We start from the raw sequence: 20,298 nt of genomic DNA, 5'->3' as shown, positions 1-20,298 counted from the left end.
CCCGAAAGATGCGCATGCATAAAAAACGCCGCCCGAGGGTCTCGGGCGGCGTAATCTCGACGGGTCTGGTGTGGATTAGAAGGTGAAGCCCACTTTCACACCAAAGGCCAGAGCATCGTTGTCTTCGAACTCGCCCGATGCATTCGCACCGTTCAAAGTTGTCTCTGCATCACCGATGTTGACGTAGCGCACGCCGGTGGTGATTTTCATGTTATCGCGGGTATAGACGGCAGCCAGTGCAAGGCTCTTGTTGCCATCGGTCGGCCCGAGGTTGGAGGCGAACCCGCCGTTGGACTTCTCATAGCCGACGGAGGCCGAGACCGACCAGTTGTCGTTCAGACGGCGGCCGACGCCGAGCGAGTAGGTGAAAACGTCGTCATCGTAGCTGACGAGCGAGCCACCCGTCGCGCCTTGGTATTGGGCGGGGGTGATGTCGAAGGACGACCAATCGACCCAGCGGACGCCACCGAAGAGCAGCGTGTCGGCGGCGATGCCGGTCTGGAAATCAAGGTTCACCGACTGCGGGGTTTCGATTTCGGTCGTGCTCATGATGGCGCCGAACTCGGTCGTGTCGACCTCGTGGTCGATGCTGGAGCTATAGGTCAGCGCGACACGCATGGCGATGTCGGGGCGCTCATAGGCGACACCCGCAACATAGCCGACGCCGGTGTCACGCTCGCCGTTCACCGTATAGCCGGCGACGAAGGGCACAGCTGCGACCGCTTCGATGGTCTGGACGCGCAGACCGCCGTGAACGCTGAAGTTCTCGTTCATGCGATAACGCAACAGGCCGGTTATCGCGTGGCTTTCCAGATCCGCTTGGGCACCTTGTGCATAGTAGCCGGTGGGCGTGGGGTAATCGACATCCGCGCCGAACGGCTGATCATAGATGATCGCATAGGACAGCTTGTCGTTGATGTCGGCCTTATAGGCTGCGCCAAACTGGAGATAGCTGGAGGTCATATCGCCGGAGCTGACATTCGACAGCGATGGCGGCGGCACTGCCATTGTCGACGTCCCGCTGGTGGATGGATCGATATGCCCAAAGCTGAACTCCGCATAGCGGCCGCTTTCAAATAGGGCGTTGATGGATTGACCCGACCGATCGATACCGCCAGCGTGAACGAGTGCCGTAGATGCCAACAGTGCCGGAATTGCCAAGAAATAGGTTTTCATTTGCTTTCCTCCCAAGACTTCTGTGCGGTTCCTCCCCGGCACAGGTTAGAAACGATCTAAGCGGATAGCTGCCGTTTGCGTCAATCACTGACCTTGGGTCAGGTTGAAATCTGGGCAAACATTACTTGGGGTGTGCTTTGCGGGTCTCAAACCAGATGTTGAGGTAATTGCCCGCAAAAATGATCGCGGCCCCGACGAAGACCCAGACATCGAGCGCTTCGGCATAGAGGAGCATCCCGACGACCGCGATCGCCGGAAGGCGGACGAAATCAATCGGCACCACCACGGTCGCGGGGGCGAGGCTCAGCGCGTTGGTCAGGCAGTAATGCGCGAGCAACCCACAGGCGCCGACGAGCAGCAGAAATGGCATCGTCTCAACAGTAGGTCCGGCGATATCGCCGTCGTAGCCCGCCGAGATCAGGCCAAATATCAATTGCAGCGTTGTGAGGTAGAATAGGATCGTGGTGATCCCTTGGGTGCGCGTCAGCCGCTTGGTCAGCACATTGGTCAGCGCAAAGAAGACCGCACAGCCCGCCGCCGCCAGAATGCCGGTGTTGAGGTTGCCAATATCAGGCCGTGCGACGATCAGAATGCCGATAAACCCCATGACGGCGGCCAGCGCCCGCGTGGCGGTCAACCGTTCGCCCAGCAGAAAGATCGACAGGACGATGACCCAAAGCGGTGAAGTGAACTCCAGCGCGAAAACCTGCGCCAGCGGGATCAGCGACACGGCGAGGAACCATAGGTTCTGCCCGGTGAAATGCGCGAGGTTGCGCAGCAGTTGCAGGCCGAAGTTGCGGGTGTTGATCTGCCGCCACGCGCCCGTGGCTCCGGCGAGCGACAGGACGATGATCACGCCAATCACGCTGCGGTAAAGCATCACCTCGAAAGTGTCGAACCGCGCCGAGAGTTCGCGCCCCGCCACGGCCATGGTGGAGAATGACCCGATGGAGCCGATCATCCAGAGTGCGGCGCGAAAAGTGGGGCTCATGTGGTTTCTGTGATCTGATAGTCGCGGGCGATTCCGGCGGTGAGCCGCGCCCAGTCCGATGCTGCGGCACGGGCCTGATGCGCTTCAAAGGCCGCGCGGTCGGTAAAGAGCTCCGCGACCTGCCAGACAAGGGGATCGTCGGTCGGTGTCACGTCGAAGCCAAGGCAGCCCGGCTCGGCCCAGGTGAGACGCTGATGCGCGTCAAGTCCTGCGCACACCCGGTCCGCCTCGGCCCGGGTGGCGCAGCGAAGGTGGCCGGTTAGGGCCACCCGCATTTTATTCCCACTCGATGGTGCCCGGAGGTTTCGAGGTGATGTCATAGGTCACGCGGTTGATGCCCGGCACCTCATTGATGATCCGTGTGGCGGTCTCACCAAGGAAATCATGCGAGAAGGGGTAGTAATCCGCCGTCATCCCATCGACCGAGGTCACCGCGCGCAGGGCGCAAGCGAAGTCATAGGTGCGGCCATCGCCCATCACGCCCACGGTGCGCACCGGCAGGATCGCCACGAAGGCCTGCCAGATATCGTCATAAAGCCCATGGCGGCGGATCTGGTCGATATAGACCGCATCGGCTTCGCGCAGGATGTCGAGCTTCTCGCGGGTGATCTCACCGGGGCAGCGGATCGCAAGACCCGGCCCGGGGAAGGGATGGCGGCCAATGAAGGAGGGCGGCAGGCCCAACTCGCGGCCAAGCTCGCGTACTTCGTCTTTGAAGAGCTCGCGCAGCGGCTCGACCAGTTTCAGGCCCATCTTTTCAGGCAGGCCCCCGACGTTGTGGTGGCTCTTGATGGTGACCGAGGGGCCGCCGGAGAAGGAGACGCTCTCGATCACGTCCGGGTAGAGCGTGCCTTGGGCAAGGAAGGTCGCATCGCCCACTTCCTTGGCGTGTTTCTGGAACACGTCGATGAAGAGCTTCCCGATGATCTTTCGCTTGGTCTCGGGGTCGCTGACGCCGTCCAGCTCGCCCAAGAACAGCTCCTGCTCGTCGGCGTGGATCAGCGGCATGTTGTAATGGTCGCGGAACATGGTGACGACCTCTTCGGCCTCCCCCTTGCGCAGCAGACCGTGGTCGACGAAGACGCAAGTCAGCTGGTCGCCGATGGCCTCATGGATCAACACCGCGGCGACGGAGCTGTCGACCCCACCCGAAAGGCCGCAGATCACCTTTTGGTCGCCGACCTGCTCGCGGATCGCGGCAATGGCTTCTTCACGATAGGCGCTCATGGTCCAGTCGCCCTTGAAGCCCGCTAGACGCACGAAGTTCTCATAAAGGCGCGGGCCGTTGGGGGTATGGTGCACCTCAGGGTGGAACTGCACCGCATAGAAGTGACGCTCCACATCCGCGGTGATGGCGAAAGGCGCGTTGGGGGAGGTGCCATAGACCTCGAACCCCGGAGCGATCTTGCTGACGTGGTCACCGTGGCTCATCCAAACCTGTTCGCGGTCGGTGGCGAACCAGCCTTCGAGCAGATCAAGCTGTTGGCCCGTGGGGGTGACAAAGGCCCGGCCGAATTCAGCGGTGCCATGGCCGCGCTCCACATGGCCGCCAAGGCAATGCATCATGACCTGCTGGCCATAGCAGATGCCAAGGATCGGCACGCCCAGTTCGAAAACGGCCTGCGGCGGACGCGGCGCGCCTTCGGCAAACACCGAGGACGGGCCACCCGACAGGATCACCGCCTTAGGCGCGAATTCCTTGAGGAAGGCTTCGTCCACCGTGTTGAACGGGTGGATTTCGCAAAAGACATTCAGCTCCCGCAGGCGACGCGCGATAAGCTGCGTGACCTGGCTGCCGAAGTCGATGATGAGAAGGCGGTCATGGGTGATATCTGTCATGGGGCTGTGATTAGGCCCGTGCGCGCGCTCTGGCAAGTCTCTAGCAAGCCGAAGACCGGTGCCGCCCGCGTTTAATTCGCGCAAGTGGCGTGGGGACGGCACGCGATGTCGCTTTTTGCCGCTAGGGGGCGTTATCCGCGCGAAGCCCCTGCCGGGAATGGGGTAGTGACGGGCCAAGACTTGCGGGAAGGATAGAGCAATGGCGGAATCAGCACGACGGGCACGCGGCGGTGGTGGTGCGGCAAGACGCGCGGCACGCACAGCCGTCTCTTTCGAGACAGCGCGCTATATCGAACGGAATATCCCGAACTTCGAAGTGCTGACCGAAGAGGCGCTGGAAATCATCGAACAGAACGCCGACGCGGTGCTGGAAGAGATCGGCGTGAACTTCCCCGACAATCCCGAGGCATTGGCGCTCTGGCGTGAGGCCGGGGCCGATGTTCAGGGGGAGCGGGTGCGTATCCCACGGGGGCTGGCACGCAAGCTCTGCTCCACCGCGCCTTCGACGATCACCCAAGTGGCACGCAACCGGGATCGGGATGTGGTGATCGGGGGGAGGAACCTTGTCCTCGCCCCCGTCTATGGCCCGCCCTTCGTGCGCGATGCCGCAGGGGGGCGGCGCTATGCCACGATGGCGGATTTCGAGAAGTTCGTGAAGCTGGGCTATATGTCCAAATGGCTGCATCACTCGGGGGGGACGGTATGCGAGCCGACAGATATCCCGGTGAACAAACGTCACCTTGATATGCTGCGTGCCCATATGACGCTGAGCGACAAACCCTTCATGGGATCGGTGACCGAACCCAGCCGCGCGCAGGATTCCGTCGACATGTGCGGTATCCTCTTCGGCAAGGACTTCGTGCAGGAAAACACGGTGATGACCTCGCTCATCAACATCAACTCGCCGATGACCTTCGACGATGTGATGATGGGGGCGCTCAAGGTCTATGCCGAGAACAATCAAGCCTGCATCATCTCACCCTTCATCGTCGGGGGGGCGATGGCGCCGGTGAGTGTGGCGGGCACGCTGACACAGGTCTTGGCTGAGACGCTGGCGGGCATCGCCTATAGCCAGTTGGTCCGCCCCGGGGCGCCGGTGATCATGGGAGCTTTCGTCACCTCCATCGACATGAACAGCGGCGCGCCCACATTCGGCACGCCCGAGGCTGCGCATATCACCTATGGCGCTGGGCAACTGGCCCGCCGGCTTAACCTGCCGTATCGCAGCGCCGGGTCTTTCACCGGCTCGAAACTGCCCGACGCGCAGGCGGCCTATGAGACCTCGAACAGCCTGAACATGGGGCTGCTTTCGGGGGTGAACTTCATGCTGCACGCCTGTGGCTGGCTGGAAGGGGGGCTTGTGTCTTCTTTCGAGAAGTTCGTCATGGATGCCGATCAACTGGGCACGCTGCATCACCTCGCCCGCGGGGTAGAGATCGACGAGAACGCGCAGGCCATGGACGCGATCCGCGAAGTGGGGCCGGGGGGGCATTACCTCGGCTGCGCCCATACGCAGAGCAATTTCCGCGATGCCTTTTGGAAGTCGGATCTGTTGGACTACAAACCCTTCGAGACATGGTCGGACGAGGGCGCGCGCGACACGCAGAGCCTTGCCACCGCGCGGGTCGAAAAGATGCTGGCCGACTATCAGCAGCCTGCGCTGGATCCAGCCATTCGCGAAGCGCTCGATGCCTTTGTCGCGACCCGCAAGGCGGCGGAACCCGATAGCTTTAGCTAAAGCTTTGCGGCGGGGGCGATCCCCCGCATCTCAATTCAGGCGCTGGGCATCATCGCGGCCCTTAAGAACCGCGCCTCGCCGACCATGGCAATAAGAACATCTACATGGCGGATCAGGCTATAGCTTGCATCCGCCGTCTTGCGCTGGGTGTCCAACGCGGCCTCGATCTCGATCAGTTTGATCAGCGCGGTGCCGTGGCGTGGCAATATGCCAAAGCCCAGTATCCGTGGCAAATGGGTGCCGCGGCGGTAGTCCTCGGCCCCGATGCGGGCGGCCCGCATCAGCAGGCGCGGGCGGTGAAGTCTTTGCAACATGGTCAGTAAATCTTGCATCACACTCTCCGATTTCTGAGGGGTGAATCACCCCGGATTGGCGAAGTGTTGCACAACCTTTCCGGGTGTTGCGTGTTGCGGGTTCCCGGCGCACGGCGCCTTTCGATGGCGTTTACCTTTTGGAAACAATCATTGCCAAATGCGACGATTTTAACGAACGGGTAACCAAAACATCCATAGGTTGTGAATAACTCTGGGGATAACTCACCCAGCTTGGGGACCCGCCAAAATGGAAGTGGCAGTCAATTGAAGGCGCATCACCAAATTCAACAGTCCGTCCTGCCGGGATGGGTGCCGCACGGAGCCCTGCATTACCTCGCACATACGGAGACCGGCGCCCCGATCCGGGCCTTGGCACGCCAAGCTGGCTGTCATGCCTCGACCATCATGCGCCAAATTCGCCGTATCGAGACACGGCGCGACGATCCGCTGGTGGATGCCGCCCTGCGCAGGCTCGGGGCGGTGCGGCGCGCCTTGGATTGTACTGCTGGCCCCCCAGCAGGAAAGACAGCGACAATGACCAAACCCGCCGCCCCCCTTCTTGACGAAGACACTTTCGCCGCCGAGGCGCTGCGCGTCCTGCGGCGCCTGCATGAGGCAGGCGCGATCCTTGCCGTGGCCGTGGGAATGGAAAAGGCCGTCGTCTTGCGTGAGACGGACACCGGCCCCGGCGCACGCACTGCCGTGGTGGACAGCGCCGTGGCGCAGGCGATGGCGTTGAAAGATTGGATCGCACCGGGCAGCACGGGCCGGGTGACACGCTATCATATCACCAGCGCGGGGCGCGCGGCGCTGCGGCGCATGCTTGAAGAGCAGGGCGCGGCTGCTGATGGCTTTGCCGAAGATCAGACCGCCTTTCTGGGCGGGCCCGACGCGCCCGCGGCAGAGGTGGGCGTGGATGCGGATACGGCCCCGCGTCGAGGCCGCTATTGCTTGTCTGAAAGCCCGCTTTCGACCCTCGCCCGGCGGCGCGACAAATCCGGCGCGCTCTTTCTGAACGAGGGGCTGGTCCATGCGGGCGAAAGGCTGCGCGAAGATTTCGAACTGGCGCAGATGGGCGGTGAGGTTACGCAGAATTGGGATCACTTCCTGACCCCCGGCGCTAAGCCTAGCGGCGGGCGAGATGGGGCAGGCGCCATGGCCGCGGCGGAGGCGCGTAAGAGGGTTGCCGATGCCATGGCCGACCTCGGCCCCGGCCTGTCGGACGTGGTGCTGCGCTGTTGCTGCTATCTGGAAGGGTTGGAAACCACCGAGAAACGGCTCGGCTGGTCAGCGCGGTCGGGCAAGATCGTGCTTCGGATCGCACTCATGCGGCTGAAACGGCATTACGATGAAACCGTGGGGCCGGGCGGCCCCCTGATCGGGTAAATGCTGGTCGGGTAAAGAAGGGGCGGCAGGATGAGAACCCGGCCGCCCCGGTTGTTTAGTCTGCGACCTTTACCGGCGTCTCGTCTGTGACCGAGATCGCGACTTCGTCTTTCTCGCAAGCGGCACGCACACCGGCGGCATAGTCGGGGTGCACTTTCTCAAGCACCGCATACCAGCGCTCTTTCACCGATTGCGAACAGGGCGCCATGGCACCGGCCATGTTTTCGTGCAGACGGTCACGCTGCGCCTGATCGAACACCTCGGTATAGAGCTTGCGCGGCTGGACGTAATCGGCATCCGCCTCTTCCTGCACATAGCGGTCCGCATCGCCCGAGATGCGCAGCGGTGGTTCTTGCACCGATGGATCGGGACGGGCCGAGCCTTCGTATTGGTTCGGCTCGTAATAGGCATCCGGGTGGCCGGTCTGCTGCGGGAAGAACCGCATCGCGCCGTCCTTGTGGTAGTGATGCATGGGCGCGGCCTTGGGCGCGTTCACGGGCAGGGCCTCGTAATGCGTACCAAGACGGTAGCGGTGCGCATCCGCATAGGAGAACACCCGCGCCTGCAACATCTTATCGGGCGAGAAGCCGATGCCGGGGATTTTGTTCGACGGCGAATAGGCAGCGTTCTCAATGCTCTGGAAGTAGTTGTCGGGGTTGCGGTTGAACTCCAGCATGCCGACGGGGATCAGCGGGTAATCCGCATGCGGCCAAACCTTGGTCAGGTCAAAGGGGTTGAAGCCGCAGGTCTCGGCCTCTTCCTCGGGCATGACTTGGATGTTCAGCTCCCATTTTGGGTAGTCGCCGCCTTCGATCGCGTTAAAGAGATCCTCTTGGAAGTTCTCACGGGTGGAGCCGATCAGCTTTTCCGCGTCTTCATTGGTGCGGTTGCGGATTTCCTGCTGGCAGCGGAAATGGAACTTCACCCAGTGACGCTCGCCCTTGGCATTCCACATCGAATAGGTGTGGCTGCCGTAGCCGTGCATATGCATCGGGTTCACCGGAATGCCGCGATCGGACATCAGAATGGTGACCTGGTGCACACATTCGGGCTGCGCCGCCCAGAAGTCGAACATCGCCTCGGGCGAGCGCAGGTTGGTGCGCGGGTGGCGTTTCTGGGTGCGGATGAAGTCCGGGAATTTATAGGCATCGCGGACAAAGAAGATCGGGGTGTTGTTGCCCACAACGTCCCAGTTGCCCTCTTCGGTGTAGAATTTCACCGAGAAGCCGCGCACGTCACGCTCACTGTCGGCGGCGCCAAGCTCGCCCGCCACGGTGGACCAGCGCGAGATGATTTCGCAGGTCTTGCCCACTTCGGAGAAGATCGCAGCACAGCTATATTGGCTGATGTCATGGGTGACGGTGAAGGTGCCCTCGGCGCCCCAGCCCTTGGCGTGAACGGCACGCTCAGGGATACGCTCGCGGTTCTGATGAGCGAGCTTCTCGATCAATTGGTAGTCGTCCAGCAGCACCGGGCCACGGGCGCCCGCGGTCTTGCTGGTGTCGTTTGTCGGCATCGGTGCGCCGGCGGTGGTGGTGAGACGCTTGCTCATTTTGGGGATCCCCTCGGTTACTGTCTGACAGCAAGATGATCGATTCCGCCCATAATTTCCAATTGCAGTTTTATAAAATTGCGATAGGTAAAAGTTATGAACTTTACCCTGAAACAACTCGAATACTTTCGCGCGTTGGCGACCTTGGGCAACTTCGGGCGGGCGGCGGAGGCGAGCAATATCTCCCAGCCTGCGCTCTCGGTGCAGATCCGCACTTTGGAGGAAACGCTCGGCGGGCGGCTGATCGAGCGGCAGAGCCGCGCTTCGGTGCTCACGCCCTTGGGCCGCGAGGTGCTGACCCGTGCCGAGGATATCCTGCGCCGCGCCAAGCTATTGGAGGCCACGGCGCGGGAGCAGGTGGGGCTGGCGGGCACGTTGAATCTCGGACTAATCCCGACCGTGGCGCCCTATCTGTTGCCGGGGGTGCTGGCCGCGCTGCGCGCGCAGGATATCTCGCTTCGGGTCGAGGTGCGCGAGGCGCAGACGGATCAATTGCTGGCCGATCTGCGCGCCGGGGCGCTGGATGCGGCGGTGATGGCGGTGCCCTCGGGCGAAACGGGCCTGGCCGAGGTGCCGCTTTTCGAGGATCGCTTTCTGCTGGCGGGGTCGGCCGACCGGATGGCGGGGGCGGATGTCGCCCGCCCGACCGATCTGGCCCGCACGCCGCTGATGTTGCTGGAGGACGGCCACTGCCTCACCGATCAGGCGCTGGAGGTTTGCCAGCGCGACCGCACGCAGGCGGGCATTCACACCGGGGCGTCCTCCCTCGCCACGCTGTCGCGGCTGGTGGAGGCGGGCTTTGGTATGACCCTGATGCCCGAAATCGCCGCCAAGACCGAGCTTGATGCCGCACCGGGGCTGCGCCTGCACCGTTTCGGCGCGCCGGAGCCTGCGCGGCAAATCGGGCTCGTCCGCCGGGCGGGCACGCCGGGCAGCGGTTGGGCGGCGCAATTGGCCGAGACGCTGAAGGAAGTGGGGGAGGGGCTGACCGGAGAACTGCGCGCGAAATACTAGGCGCGGTGGGGCCTGTCGGGTCAAAGGGCGTGGGTCACAAGGACCGGGCCGAATGGCCCGATCAGGTCATGCAAAGGGCGCTTAGGCCGCTTCGGTTTGCTTTTGGTTCTCGAGGTATTCCAGCAGGGTCTCAGGGCTGGAAACGCCGTAGGGGTCTTCGTCGTGGTTGTCACGGATGCCGGGCTCTTCGAACCATGCTTCGATCTGACCATCGTTGATGATCGCCGCATAGCGCCAGCTGCGCGGGCCGAAGCCAAGGTTGTCTTTGGCGACCAGCATGCCCATGCGGCGGGTGAATTCGCCCGAACCGTCAGGGATCACGTCGATGTTCTGGACGCCCTGCATCTCTTTCCATTTGTTCATGACAAAGCTGTCGTTGACCGACAGGCAATAGATCGCGTCGATGCCATGCTCTTGGAAAGCGGCAAAATTGTTCTCGAAGCCGGGCAGCTGGTAGGTGCTGCAGGTCGGGGTAAAGGCACCGGGGAGGGAGAACAGCACAACGCGCTTGCCTTTGAAGAAATCATCGCTGGTCTTGTCTTCCCAGCGGAAGGGGTTGGACCCTTCGATGCTTTCGTCGCGCACGCGCGTCTTGAAGGTGACGTTGGGGACATTGATACCGGGTTTCATCGCGTCTCTCTTTCTCGGATTGGAATCTTTGTGGCTTGGTAGCCCATATAGGAAGCCTCGGCAACTCTCGCAATGCTGCAACTGCATTGTAATTTTTCAGTTACATATCAATGCGCTAAATCAACGATCTAGGGCGATGCCGCCTGTGCATGGCAGCCTTGTCGCGGGGGCGTATGCAGTAGGTGGCCATCGGGTTAAGGACTGTGATAAACATAGCGCGACACAATGATCAGAGGCCCCCGATGCGCGATCTGAAGATACCCGAACAGCGCCACCCCGAAAAGGCGCGCAAGCCCGACAACGTCCAGCCGAAAAAGCCGAGCTGGATCAGGGTCAAAGCGCCCGGCGGCAAAGGCTATGCCGAAACCGCGCGGATCATGCGCGACAACAAGCTGACCACGGTCTGCGAAGAGGCGGGCTGCCCCAATGTCGGTGAATGCTGGTCTCAGGGCCACGCCACGATGATGATCATGGGCGAGGTCTGTACCCGCGCCTGTACTTTCTGCAACATCGCCACTGGCAAGCCGCCCGAGGCGTTGGACGTGTTCGAGCCGGGCCGCGTGGCCGATGCGGTCGCCAAACTGGGGTTGAACCATGTGGTCATCACGAGCGTTGACCGCGACGATATCGAAGACGGTGGGGCCGAACATTTCGCCCAGACGATCCGCGCCGTGCGCCACCGCAGCCCCGACACGACGATCGAAATCCTGACACCGGATTTTATCCGCTGCGGCCCCGAAGCCCTTGAAAAGGTTGTCGAAGCGCGCCCGGATGTGTTCAACCACAACCTTGAAACCGTGCCGGGCCTCTACCCGGAAGTACGCCCCGGCGCGCGCTACTTCCACTCCCTCCGCCTGCTTCAGCGGGTCAAGGAGCTGGATCCGTCGATGTTCACAAAATCGGGCATCATGGTGGGCTTGGGCGAAGACCGCCAAGCGGTCATTCAGGTCATGGAAGACATGCGCGCCGCCGACATCGATTTCCTGACCATCGGCCAGTACCTACAGCCGACACCCAAGCACCATGCGCTGGACCGTTTCGTCACCCCCGAAGAGTTCACCTCTTATGAAAAGGCGGCCTACGGCAAGGGCTTCCTCATGGTATCGGCCACGCCGCTGACGCGGTCAAGCTACCACGCGGGCGACGATTTCGCGCGGCTGCGCGAGGCGCGGAACCGCAAGCTGGGTATCGCCTGATCGAAAAGACGCGCCCGGCGTTAACCGCCGGGCAGGGCTTTAAGGTAGGCCGCAATCGCTTCGCGGTCGCTTTCGGGGAGCTGCGCGAGGTTGCTGACCACCTCGGCCATCTCACCGCCCGCGCTGTCGTATTCCGGCGTGAAGCCGGAGGTGAAATAGGCCACGAGATCGGGTTTGGACCAATCAAGCTGATCCGGTGTGATGCCGGGAATACGCCCTTTGCCCGAAGGGTTCGGCGCGCCGGTCAGCCAAGCGCCCCGGTCAAGCGCGCCCAAAGCATTGCGCGGCGTGTGGCATTCGCCGCAATGGGCAAGCCCCTCGACCAGATAGCGCCCGCGTTCGACCTCAGCATCGGGCGCCTCGCTCATCACGAAATCATCATGTGAAAACAGCGCCTTCCATGCGCCAAGCCCGCGACGGATGTTGAAGGGGAACCCCACCTCATGCGGCAGGCTCGGCGTATCCGAGGCGGGCAAGGTCTGCATGTAGGCAAAAAGGTCCACCACATCCTGCGGGGCGAGGTGTTGGTAGGCGGTGTATGGAAAGGCGGGGTAATAATGCTGCCCCTCGGGCGAGACGCCGCGCGTCACGGCACGGGCGAACTCCTGCAGGGTCCAGTCGCCGATGCCATGATCTGGATCGGGGGAGATATTGGGCGCGTAGAAGGTGCCGAAATCACTGGCGAAGGGCAGCCCCCCGGCCAGCACCAGCTGCTCATCCTCCTCACTTTCGGGCGCAGCGTGGCAGGAAACGCAGCCACCGGCGGCAAAGACCAGCGCGCCCGCCTCTGGGTCCGGTGTCAGCCCGGCACCATAGGATGGCTCAAGCGGATCGGGCCGGGTGAGCGCCCAGCCAAGGGCCGCGCCGAGAGCGGCACAGCCCAGCAGTATAGGAATGACCCGTCGCAAGGATCAGTTCTTGGGGCCGCGGTAATCGTCATGGCAAGCGCCGCAAGCCTTGCCGATTGCGCTCATGCCCGCCCTCAGCGCATCCAGATCGGTGCCCGCGGCCTCGATCATATCCGCGCTGGCGGTTTCCAGCGCCATCAGCGCTTCGTTGAACCCTTCGGCATCGCTCCAGATTTCGGCCTTGGCGCGGGAACCTTCTACAGCGCCTTGCTCGGTCCCTTCAAGCCAGAGGGTGCCCGGCGCGAAACCGGCGGCGGCGTTCAGATTGGTCGCGGCGGCGGTGGCCATCTCGGCGTTATACTCCGTCTCGCCCTTGGCCATGCCGCCCAGAATGCCGGTATGATAGGCGATCAGTTGCATCTGCGCATGGCGCGCGTTCACCGCCGCACTGGCGGCTTTCTCACTATGGCTGGCGGCGAAGCCTGCGGTGGCAATCAAGGCGGCGCTGATACCAATGGCGGTAATGCTTTTGGTCAAATGCATGGTCATCTCCCTTTTCTTGCCGCAGCGTAACATGGCAAGGGCAGGTCGCAAAAAACAAAAATGTGATCAGCGGGATAAGACTGTGGGCGGGGTCAGAACCGGCGGGGGATACGTTCGGCCGTGGCCCAGTCAGGCCAATAGCCCAGCCATTCGACAAGCCCCACGGCCAAGGCCGCAGCGATGATCGCAAAGATCAAGATCACCCGTTTGCCCGAAGGTGGATTGCGCGCCCATTGAGACATGCGCAGCAGCCACCGCGGGTCCATCACGTAAAGCGGACTTTCCCGATGAAGGGCAGGTTGCGGTCGCGTTGGGCAAAGTCGATGCCATAGCCCACAACGAATTCATCGGGGATTTCAAAGCCGGTCCAATCCGCCTTGAGGTCGACCTCACGCCGGGTGGGTTTGTCGAGCAGGGCGATGGACTTCAACCGCGCAGGCTCACGCGAGCGCAGCAGGTTGGTGACATGATGCAGCGTGTGGCCAGTATCGACGATATCTTCGACGACCAGCACGTCGCGCCCTTCGATGGCACCGCGCAAGTCTTTGAGAATGCGCACCTCTCGGCTGCTTTCCATGCCGTCGCCATAGCTGGAGGCTTCGAGGAAATCGACTTCGATCGGCAGGTCCAACTCACGCACCAGATCGGCGATAAAGACGAAAGAGCCGCGCAGCAGGCCGACCACGACCAATTTATCGGTGCCGTTGAATTCACCGTGAATCTCACGGCAAAGATCTTCGATCCGCGCCGCGATGGCCTTGGCCGAGATCATTTCGTCGATGACATAAGGCCCGTGTGCCATGGTTTTGCCCTTGAATCTGCGGGGTTGAGACGTGAAATAGGGGGTTAACCCGCAACGCTACGGAACGCAATGCCTACGCACTCAGAGACCCGCCAACTGCCCTATAGCGCGCAACAGATGTATGATCTTGTCGCCGATGTGGGCCGCTACCCTGAATTCCTGCCTTGGACCGCCGCCGCGCGCATCCGCAGCGACGAGGACCGCGGCGATCATCGGGTGATGGATGCCGATCTGGTGATCTCGTTCAAAGTCTTTCGGGAGCGGTTCACAAGCCGCGTCGTGCTGTGGCCCGAGGCCAAGAAGATCGATACGGAATACCTCGACGGGCCCTTCAAGTATATGAAATCAAACTGGCATTTCGAGGATAACCTCGAAGGCTGTCAGGTGCATTTCTTCGTCGATTTCGAATTTCGCAACGCCATCCTGCAAAAGGTCATCGGCGTGGTTTTCAATGAGGCGATGCAGCGTATCGTGCGCGCCTTCGAGAACCGCGCGAAAGAGCTTTACGGCCCCAAGGGTTAAAGCGCCGCGAAGCCTTGCAGCAAAAGGCCGAGCGCGTGGTCGCGGGCGGCCAAGCGCACGGCATCACGGCCCTGCGCGCCGAACTCCACCGTTTCGGTCTGAACCCCGGCTGCCGTGGCCAGGCCAAAACAGACGCGGCCTTCGGGCTTGTGTTCCGACCCGCCCGGACCCGCGATGCCTGTGATCGACACGGCGATCTGCGCCTCTGACCGTTCCAACGCGCCCGCGGCCATCTCTCTGGCCACCTGTTCAGACACCGCGCCCCAATCCGCCAGCGCCTCCTCCGAGACGCCCAACATCGCCATTTTCGCGGCATTGGTATAGGTGACAAAGCCGCGGTCCAACAGAGCCGATGAGCCCGGCAGATCGGTCAGTGCCGCGGCCAGCATTCCGCCCGTGCAACTCTCCGCACAGGCAACCATCGCGCCGGTTTCGCGCGCCTTTTCCAGCAGTTGCGCGGCAAGGGTCATTTACAGGACCCCGTGATACAGCGCCGCCAGCGCCATGACGCCAAGTGCTGCGAAAATCCCGGCAAAGATATCATCCAGCATCACGCCCCACGGCCCGCCCTGACGGTCAGCCCAGCCGATGATCAGCGGCTTGGTGATGTCAAAAAGCCGGAACAGCGCAAAGGCAGCGATCCAACCGGGCCACATGGCAAGGATCGGGATCTGCATCGACCACGCAGCGTAAGAGAGCGGCAAAAGCGCGATCCACTGGCCAACCAACTCGTCGATCACGACCTCTCCGGGGTCATGATCCGGCCCGCCCGCCGTGTAGCGCGCAGTGGCCCACCAGCCCAAAGGGATCGCCACGAGTATCCCGATCACCAGCAGGGGAAAGCCGCCGAGCACATGCAACAGCCACGCATAGGGCAGGGCGATGAGCGACCCCCAAGTGCCAGGCGCGGGGCGGATGTGGCCGACGCCCAGAAGCGTCGCGATCAGATGGGCTGGGGTCATGTTTTCACCAATGTTGCTGTGGCCATACAGGCAATGCCTTCGCCGCGCCCGGTAAAGCCGAGGCGCTCGCTTGTGGTCGCTTTAACGGATACGCGGTCGATCTCGATCCCCAGCATCTCGGCCATCGCGGCGCGCATCGGCTGCACATGCGGGCCGATCTTGGGGGTCTCGCAGATGAGCGTGCAATCGACATGGGTGAGGGTGAAGCCCATATCGCGGGCCATCTGCGCGGCATGGCGCAGAAAGATATCGCTGCGCGCGCCCTTCCACTGCGGATCGCTTGGCGGGAAGTGCTGGCCGATGTCGCCGCGCGCCAGCGCGCCGTAGATCGCATCGGTCACCGTATGCAGCGCCACATCGGCGTCGGAATGGCCGACCAGCCCGTGGGTGTGCGGAATGTCGAGGCCGCAGAGGGTCACGTGGTCTCCGGGGCCGAAGGCGTGCACGTCAAATCCGTTGCCGGTGCGAATGTCCATGCGGGTCTCCAATATGCGGGCGGCGCGGGCGAAATCCTCGGGCCGGGTGATTTTCAGGTTATCGGCGCTGCCTTGGGTGATGGCAACGGTCAGGCCAGCGGCGCGGGCGACTTCGACGTCATCCGCCGCTTGGCCGTCATAAGACGCATGCGCCGCACGGATCGCGGCGAGGTCAAAGCCCTGCGGCGTCTGCGCGGCGAAAAGGGCGCTGCGGTCTTGGGTGCCGGTGACGCGGCCTTCGTGCCCCTGCCAAAGCGCGTCACTCACCGGCAGCCCCGGCGCGGCGGCTTGATGTTGGTTAAGCGCGTCGATCACGCCTGAGATGATCTGAGCCGAAACACAGGGCCGCGCGGCGTCATGGATCAGCACCTTCGTCGCCTGCCGGATCGCCGCAAGCCCGCGTTGGACCGAGGCCGCGCGGTCCGCCCCGCCGGTGGTCACGGTGATGCCGTCCGCCGTGAATGCCGCTGCCTGATCCATGTCGTCCGCGTTCAACACCAGCACGATCTCGGTGATCTGGGGCAGGGCGCGAAAGACGGCGAGCGTGTGGTCGATCACCCGCGCCCCTGCCAGCGCCTGCCATTGCTTCGGCTGCGGACCGCCGGCGCGGCTGCCGCGTCCTGCGGCAACGATCAGAGCTGCGATACTCATTTGGGCAATCCGGAAAAGCTGGCGAACATGGCCCTGTCTAGGCAATGCGGCGGCGGGGTGCAATCTGGGGTGGCTGCCTAAAAAATGGGCAGTGCCTCGGCGCATAGCTGCTTTTCAGGGTAGTTTTATTGAGGTCACCCCGTGGCAGAGCTACACAGCAAGGGACCGCACAAGGATTAAGCATGTGACCGCCGACCCCCTGACATTCGACCCGCCGGTATTCCTCGCCCCGATGGCCGGGATCACCGATCTGCCCTATCGCAGCCTCGTGGCGCGATTCGGGGCCGGATTGGTCGTGTCCGAGATGGTCGCCAGTCAGGAGTTGCTCAGCCGCCGCCCCGGCACGCGGGCGAAAGCGGAGCTGGGGCTGGATGTCATCGGCACCTCCGTTCAGCTTGCCGGGCGCGAGGCCGAACCGATGGCCGAAGCCGCCCGCATGGTTGAGGCGATGGGCGCCCGGATTATCGACATTAATATGGGCTGCCCGGCCAAGAAGGTGACGCAGGGCGCCTCCGGCTCGGCACTGATGAAGACCCCCGATCACGCGCTGCGGCTGATCGAAGCCGTGGTCGGCGCGGTCAAGGTGCCGGTGACACTGAAAACCCGGCTCGGCTGGGACGACAATATGCTCAACGCCGCCCCGATCGCCAAACGTGCCGAGGAGGTGGGCGTGCAGATGATCACCATCCACGGGCGCACGCGCTGTCAGTTCTACAAGGGCCGCGCCGATTGGGCCGCGATCCGCGCGGTGAAAGAGGCCGTGAATGTTCCCGTCATCGCCAATGGCGACATCATCGACAGTGACTCCGCGCGCACGGCGCTGCGGCTGTCGGGGGCGGACGGTGTGATGGTGGGCCGCGGTGCGCAAGGAAGGCCGTGGCTGCTGGCGCAAATCGCCCATGATCTGCACGGACGGCCCAAGCCGATGATCCCGCAGGGGCAGGCAATGGCCGAGATGGTGGCCGAACATTACGACGAGATGCTGCGTTTCTACGGGGCCGAACTGGGTGCCAAGGTCGCGCGCAAACATCTTGGCTGGTATATGGATCACTGCGCCACCCCTGCCGATCTGCGCCGTGCGCTGCTCACGGCGCGCGAGGTGAAAACCACTTTCGATCTCATCGCGGAGGCCATGCAATATGACGCCGCCACCGCTCAACCCCGGGCCGCAGCATGAGAAGCGAGACCCCGGAGCGGCAGGTTTGGACCTCTCTGCCGGTGCCTGCCTTCATCGTCGGTGCCGATGACCGGGTCGTCGATCTGAATCCCTCAGCCGAAGGCTTCCTCAATGCCTCCGCCCGCGCCACCATCGGCCAATCGATCTGGCAGCTGATCGCGGTGGATCACCCGCTTGAGGCTGCATTCGCCCGTGCGCGGCTGCAAGGCACGCCACTTTTCGTCAATGACGTGGATGTGGGCGCGATGCAGCGCGCGCCTTTGCAATGTGGCTTGCAGATCGCCCCGCTTGTGGGCGGCGCAGGCGAGATGGTTTTGATGATCACGCCGCGCGAATTGGCCGGGCGCATCACCCAAGATCACAGCGTGAAATCCGCCGCCAAATCCGCCATCGGCATGGCCGAGATGCTGGCCCATGAGATCAAGAATCCGCTCGCCGGGATCACCGGCGCGGCGCAGCTCTTGTCGATGAACCTGTCCAAGAATGATCTGGAACTGACCGATCTGATCGTCGCCGAAAGCCGCCGCATCGTGAAACTGCTAGAGCAGGTCGAACAATTCGGCAATCTGACCGCGCCTGAGCGCAAGCCCGTGAACCTGCATGACGTGTTGGACCGCGCGCGCCGATCGGCCTTGCTGGGCTTCGGCTCGCACATGAAAATCACCGAGGATTATGACCCCTCGCTGCCGCCCGCGCTTGGCGACAAGGACCAGCTTTTGCAGGTCTTGCTCAACCTCATTCGCAACGCGGCTGAGGCAGCGGGCGAGGCGGGGGGCACCATCCGGCTGCGCAGTTTCTATGAACACGGCTTCCAACTGCGCCGTGCCGATGGGGATGGCCAACCGCTGCCCCTCCAGATCGAAGTGATCGACGATGGCCCCGGCCTGCCGGATCATATCCGCGCTGATGTTTTCGATCCCTTCGTCTCGGGCCGGGAGAATGGCACGGGGCTGGGCCTCGCCTTGGTGAGCAAAATCATTTCAGACCACGGAGGCTGGATTTCAGTCAGTTCCGCCCCCGGTCGAACCGCATTCCGCATTTCGCTGCCGCGCGCAGGCGCCGCTGCCCTCAAGGAGAATTGACATGGATGGCACCATCCTCGTCGCCGATGACGACCGCACGATCCGCACCGTTCTGACCCAAGCGCTGACCCGCGCGGGCTGCAAGGTTCATGCCACTTCAAGCCTGACCACCCTGATGCGATGGGTCAGCGAGGGCAAGGGCGACGCGGTGATATCTGACGTGGTCATGCCGGATGGCAACGGATTGGAAATGCTCCCGAAAATCGCGGAGGACCGACCCGGCTTGCCGGTGATCGTGATCTCGGCGCAGAACACCATCATGACCGCGATCAAGGCGGCAGAGGCCGAAGCCTTTGACTATCTGCCCAAACCCTTCGACTTGCCGGACCTGATGAAACGCACGGCGCGCGCCTTGGAACAGCGCACCACGCTTAGCCGTAAAGCCGCCGCCGATGATAGTGCCGAGATCGACGCGGAGCGTGATGATCTGCCGATGATTGGCCGCACCCCGGTCATGCAGGCGCTCTACCGCACCGTGGCGCGGGTGATGAACACCGACCTGCCGGTGCTGATCTGGGGTGAGAGTGGTTCGGGCAAGTCACTGATCGCGCGGGCGATTCACGACTTCTCTGATCGCCGCAGCCTGCCGTTCGTGACCGTGACGGACGCCGATCTTGCGGATATCGAAGGCCCCTCGCGGGTGCTGGCGCGGGTCGGCGGCGGCACTCTGATGATCGACGAGATCGCGGATTTCCCGCAGGATATCCAAGCCCGTCTGGTGCGGATGATGGACGCGCCGGGCGATGACGCGCCGCGCTTCATGGCCACCAGTCAAAGCGATCTGGATGCCGCGATGCAAGAGGGCAAGCTGCGCCGCGATCTCTATTACCGTCTGTCTGGGGCAACCCTCGAAGTGCCCGCCCTCCGAGATCGGGTCGAAGACATCCCGCTTCTGGCGGACCATTTTCTGGCCCGCGCCAATCCCGGCCCTGCCTCGCCGCGCAAGCTGTCGGACAAAGCTGCGCAAATCTTGCTGAAATTCCCATGGCCCGGCAATGTGCGCCAATTGGAACATGCGATGCGGCAACTCGCGCTGGCCAGTCAAGCGGCCGAGATCACGGCCAGCGAGGCCGAGCAACTGCTGGGCGCGCAAAGCGGTCCGGCACCGATGCAGACCGAGGCGGATACCGAACGGCTGGGCGCCTCGGTCGAGCGGCATTTGCAACGCTACTTTGACTTGCACGGCTCTATGCTGCCGCCGCCGGGTCTCTACGCGCGGATTCTGCGTGAGGTTGAACTGCCGATGATTGAAATTGCCCTTGCCGCGACGGCAGGGAACCAAGCTAAATGTGCCGCTTTGCTGGGAATTAACCGAAATACTTTGCGTAAGAAGATCACCGACCTCGATATTGAGGTGACACGGGGCCGCAAGATGATGTAAAAGAGCCACATAACAGTG

22 protein-coding genes are annotated in these 20,298 nt (G+C 62.7%); 8 read left to right on the top strand and 14 right to left on the bottom strand.

Annotated elements, in window-relative coordinates; genetic code table 11:
* Window positions 1–75: 75 nt before the first annotated feature.
* The 4 genes from J7392_RS18680 to guaA form a co-directional block, all read right to left on the bottom strand.
* On the bottom strand, window positions 76–1,176 hold the full coding sequence (locus J7392_RS18680; RefSeq protein ID WP_209218875.1) for an outer membrane protein transport protein: 1,101 nt from the start codon (window positions 1,174–1,176) through the stop codon (window positions 76–78).
* A 121-nt stretch (window positions 1,177–1,297) separates the two neighbouring features.
* Window positions 1,298–2,167: a DMT family transporter gene (locus J7392_RS18675; protein WP_209218874.1), complete on the bottom strand. Its 870-nt coding sequence runs from the start codon at window positions 2,165–2,167 to the stop codon at window positions 1,298–1,300.
* Window positions 2,164–2,442 carry an antibiotic biosynthesis monooxygenase gene (locus J7392_RS18670; protein ID WP_209218873.1) on the bottom strand — a complete coding sequence of 93 codons (279 nt, stop codon included), beginning with the start codon at window positions 2,440–2,442 and terminating at the stop codon, window positions 2,164–2,166. The genes J7392_RS18675 and J7392_RS18670 overlap by 4 nt, the downstream gene beginning before the upstream one ends.
* Window position 2,443: 1 nt before the next feature.
* Window positions 2,444–4,006 carry a glutamine-hydrolyzing GMP synthase gene (gene guaA / locus J7392_RS18665; RefSeq protein WP_067266859.1) on the bottom strand — a complete coding sequence of 521 codons (1,563 nt, stop codon included), beginning with the start codon at window positions 4,004–4,006 and terminating at the stop codon, window positions 2,444–2,446.
* Window positions 4,007–4,205: 199 nt separating this feature from the next.
* Here guaA and J7392_RS18660 point away from each other — a divergent pair, with 199 nt between their 5' ends.
* Entirely contained in the window at window positions 4,206–5,744 is a 1,539-nt protein-coding gene (locus tag J7392_RS18660; protein WP_209218872.1) for a trimethylamine methyltransferase family protein, read from the top strand.
* Between the two features lie 35 nt (window positions 5,745–5,779).
* On the opposite strand, the gene J7392_RS18655 is transcribed toward J7392_RS18660, so the two are convergent.
* Window positions 5,780–6,076, bottom strand: a complete 297-nt coding sequence (locus J7392_RS18655; protein WP_209218871.1) for a DUF6477 family protein — start codon at window positions 6,074–6,076, stop codon at window positions 5,780–5,782.
* A gap of 279 nt (window positions 6,077–6,355) precedes the next feature.
* Between J7392_RS18655 and J7392_RS18650 the strand changes: the two genes are divergently transcribed.
* Window positions 6,356–7,444: a DUF6456 domain-containing protein gene (locus J7392_RS18650; RefSeq protein ID WP_209218962.1), complete on the top strand. Its 1,089-nt coding sequence runs from the start codon at window positions 6,356–6,358 to the stop codon at window positions 7,442–7,444.
* Between the two features lie 55 nt (window positions 7,445–7,499).
* Here J7392_RS18650 and J7392_RS18645 read toward each other — a convergent pair whose 3' ends face one another.
* Window positions 7,500–8,996, bottom strand: a complete 1,497-nt coding sequence (locus J7392_RS18645; protein WP_209218870.1) for a catalase — start codon at window positions 8,994–8,996, stop codon at window positions 7,500–7,502.
* 96 nt (window positions 8,997–9,092) lie between these two features.
* On the opposite strand from J7392_RS18645, the gene J7392_RS18640 reads away from it, so the two are divergent.
* Window positions 9,093–10,010 carry a hydrogen peroxide-inducible genes activator gene (locus J7392_RS18640; protein WP_209218869.1) on the top strand — a complete coding sequence of 306 codons (918 nt, stop codon included), beginning with the start codon at window positions 9,093–9,095 and terminating at the stop codon, window positions 10,008–10,010.
* An 81-nt stretch (window positions 10,011–10,091) separates the two neighbouring features.
* Here the strand turns inward: J7392_RS18640 and J7392_RS18635 are convergent, their stop codons facing one another.
* The gene (locus J7392_RS18635; protein WP_067266850.1) at window positions 10,092–10,640 is read right to left on the bottom strand and encodes a peroxiredoxin; all 549 of its coding nucleotides are present in this window, start codon (window positions 10,638–10,640) and stop codon (window positions 10,092–10,094) included.
* Between the two features lie 242 nt (window positions 10,641–10,882).
* Between J7392_RS18635 and lipA the strand changes: the two genes are divergently transcribed.
* Window positions 10,883–11,836 carry a lipoyl synthase gene (lipA, locus tag J7392_RS18630; protein ID WP_209218868.1) on the top strand — a complete coding sequence of 318 codons (954 nt, stop codon included), beginning with the start codon at window positions 10,883–10,885 and terminating at the stop codon, window positions 11,834–11,836.
* A gap of 20 nt (window positions 11,837–11,856) precedes the next feature.
* Here the strand turns inward: lipA and J7392_RS18625 are convergent, their stop codons facing one another.
* The 4 genes from J7392_RS18625 to hpt form a co-directional block, all read right to left on the bottom strand.
* Window positions 11,857–12,744, bottom strand: a complete 888-nt coding sequence (locus J7392_RS18625; RefSeq protein ID WP_209218867.1) for a cytochrome c — start codon at window positions 12,742–12,744, stop codon at window positions 11,857–11,859.
* Window positions 12,745–12,747: 3 nt separating this feature from the next.
* The gene (locus tag J7392_RS18620; protein ID WP_209218866.1) at window positions 12,748–13,227 is read right to left on the bottom strand and encodes a cytochrome c; all 480 of its coding nucleotides are present in this window, start codon (window positions 13,225–13,227) and stop codon (window positions 12,748–12,750) included.
* A gap of 92 nt (window positions 13,228–13,319) precedes the next feature.
* A complete protein-coding gene (locus J7392_RS18615) occupies window positions 13,320–13,496 on the bottom strand; it encodes a hypothetical protein (RefSeq protein ID WP_209218865.1) in 177 nt (58 codons plus the stop codon).
* Window positions 13,493–14,029 (bottom strand): hypoxanthine phosphoribosyltransferase, encoded by a 537-nt coding sequence (hpt, locus tag J7392_RS18610; RefSeq protein WP_067264049.1) that lies wholly within the window; start codon window positions 14,027–14,029, stop codon window positions 13,493–13,495. The genes J7392_RS18615 and hpt overlap by 4 nt, the downstream gene beginning before the upstream one ends.
* A 69-nt stretch (window positions 14,030–14,098) precedes the next feature.
* Between hpt and J7392_RS18605 the strand changes: the two genes are divergently transcribed.
* Window positions 14,099–14,551: a type II toxin-antitoxin system RatA family toxin gene (locus J7392_RS18605; protein WP_168613460.1), complete on the top strand. Its 453-nt coding sequence runs from the start codon at window positions 14,099–14,101 to the stop codon at window positions 14,549–14,551.
* Here J7392_RS18605 and J7392_RS18600 read toward each other — a convergent pair.
* From J7392_RS18600 to J7392_RS18590, 3 genes are read right to left on the bottom strand one after another with little or no spacing between them, the layout of a single operon-like run.
* A complete protein-coding gene (locus tag J7392_RS18600; RefSeq protein ID WP_209218864.1) occupies window positions 14,548–15,021 on the bottom strand; it encodes a CinA family protein in 474 nt (157 codons plus the stop codon). The two genes, J7392_RS18605 and J7392_RS18600, sit on opposite strands and share 4 nt — an antisense overlap.
* Window positions 15,022–15,513 (bottom strand): phosphatidylglycerophosphatase A, encoded by a 492-nt coding sequence (locus J7392_RS18595; protein WP_209218863.1) that lies wholly within the window; start codon window positions 15,511–15,513, stop codon window positions 15,022–15,024.
* Complete coding sequence (locus J7392_RS18590) at window positions 15,510–16,640, bottom strand: bifunctional 2-C-methyl-D-erythritol 4-phosphate cytidylyltransferase/2-C-methyl-D-erythritol 2,4-cyclodiphosphate synthase (protein ID WP_209218862.1); 1,131 nt, start codon at window positions 16,638–16,640, stop codon at window positions 15,510–15,512. Before J7392_RS18590 ends, J7392_RS18595 begins: the two co-directional genes overlap by 4 nt.
* 184 nt (window positions 16,641–16,824) lie before the next feature.
* Between J7392_RS18590 and dusB the strand changes: the two genes are divergently transcribed.
* From dusB to J7392_RS18575, 3 genes are read left to right on the top strand one after another with little or no spacing between them, the layout of a single operon-like run.
* A complete protein-coding gene (dusB, locus tag J7392_RS18585; protein ID WP_209218861.1) occupies window positions 16,825–17,817 on the top strand; it encodes a tRNA dihydrouridine synthase DusB in 993 nt (330 codons plus the stop codon).
* Window positions 17,814–18,899: an ATP-binding protein gene (locus tag J7392_RS18580; RefSeq protein ID WP_067264058.1), complete on the top strand. Its 1,086-nt coding sequence runs from the start codon at window positions 17,814–17,816 to the stop codon at window positions 18,897–18,899. Before dusB ends, J7392_RS18580 begins: the two co-directional genes overlap by 4 nt.
* Before the next feature lies 1 nt (window position 18,900).
* Window positions 18,901–20,280 (top strand): response regulator, encoded by a 1,380-nt coding sequence (locus J7392_RS18575; RefSeq protein ID WP_209218860.1) that lies wholly within the window; start codon window positions 18,901–18,903, stop codon window positions 20,278–20,280.
* Window positions 20,281–20,298: the final 18 nt, after the last annotated feature.

Origin of the sequence: Sulfitobacter sp. R18_1, from assembly GCF_017743915.1 — a bacterium.
Classification (GTDB): domain Bacteria; phylum Pseudomonadota; class Alphaproteobacteria; order Rhodobacterales; family Rhodobacteraceae; genus Sulfitobacter; species Sulfitobacter faviae.
This window is presented reverse-complemented; position numbering and strand designations above follow the sequence as displayed.